Genomic DNA, 1284 nt, shown 5'->3' with positions numbered 1-1284 from the left:
CGCAAAGGCAACCCCTCAGGCACCCGCTCGTCGACCACAAACGCCCTCCGCCCAAGCCTGACGATCCACTTCGGCCGCTCCGTCAAGGCGACCGCATTACCTGCCTGGGCGATCCGATGTTGACCGCAACGGCAACCACCGCCGTTACCTGAAGCTCGCAGTCATCCCATTGCTCGACGATCTACTTGCTCCTGGCTTCCGTCAGATGCGAACCGGGAATCTGGAAGCGCCCAGCGCGCAGGGAGATAACGCCTTCCGCCAGGCTGCACGCAGCATTGCGCACCTCCTCAAAGACGGCTGGGTCGTGATCAAGTTCCTCATGGCTTGTGGCATACGGTTTCCAGTAGCCGATGTAGCGATCGAGCTCCGCCTGAGGTCCGGCAGGCGTCAACCGCATGAACCGCAACCAATCCGACAATGAACGCCGAACATTTTCAGCGCCCTCGACGTCGCCGTGGACAACGACCGAGAACAATCTCCCGGCAAGGTGGCGCGGATAGTCCCAGCCATCGAGTTCGACTTGTTTGCCGCGAGCTGCGTCCTTGCCGTGGGTGAGCGTCGGATCGGGGTTGCCGCCGTCGGCGCAGACAAGCCGGTCCATCATCAGCTTCACCGGCGAGCTGGTCGCGTACCAGTTGACGGGCGTGATTATCATAACGCCGGCGGCCTCGACCCACATCGGATAAATGTCATTCATCCAATCGTGAATCTGTCCCAATGAGTGGTTAGGATAGCAGGAGCAGGGCCAGTGGCAGAGTGGCGCTGCGGTCGAAAAGCAAGCCTTGCAAGGATGGATCTGGCGCCCAAACTCCGATGTCACTCGCGACAGATCCAGGATCGTCGAATGAAGCCTGAAGTTTTCTGCAATAGCGTCTTTCGCCTGCTCGGCGAGGCGAAAGCTTTTCGACATTTCGCCGGGGCAAGTGTGCTCGCTGCGCGACGAGCCATTGATGATAAGGATGGAGGGCGCTCGAGCAAGGTCTTCGAACCTTCCTTGCGCTGCGCGGATGGCATCGCGGGTGGCAAGCCAGTCGATCGACAAGTCGTATGAGGGGTCGTTGAATTCGTCCCCAGCCTTCCTGGTAACAGGTGCCTTGCGCGAGTTCACGTAGGCGTCCCACGCAACCGCGGCGATGCGCTCGATTTCGCCGGACAGGGATGAAAACGCGGGGTCGAAGAACTGTTGCCGATATCGGCGTTTGAATTCCTTTTCGTCGAGTTTCGGACTTGGCATGCCCCTGCGAGGCTTTGGAGCCTTCTGCCGCGCATTGCCGTTGCCATTTT

The 1284-nt window shown here is 59.9% G+C and carries 1 protein-coding gene; it reads right to left on the bottom strand.

Translation table 11 applies throughout. The features are described 5' to 3' along the window. Window positions 1–181: 181 nt before the first annotated feature. Window positions 182–1234, bottom strand: a complete 1053-nt coding sequence (locus NMG80_RS02355) for a flavodoxin family protein (protein ID WP_254016655.1) — start codon at window positions 1232–1234, stop codon at window positions 182–184. Between the last annotated feature and the right edge of the window lie 50 nt (window positions 1235–1284).

This window comes from Mesorhizobium escarrei, assembly GCF_935825525.1.
In the GTDB taxonomy this organism is placed as follows: Bacteria; Pseudomonadota; Alphaproteobacteria; order Rhizobiales; family Rhizobiaceae; genus Mesorhizobium; species Mesorhizobium escarrei.
The sequence above is the reverse complement of the archived record's forward strand: the minus strand, read 5'-3'. Positions and strand labels throughout refer to the sequence as shown.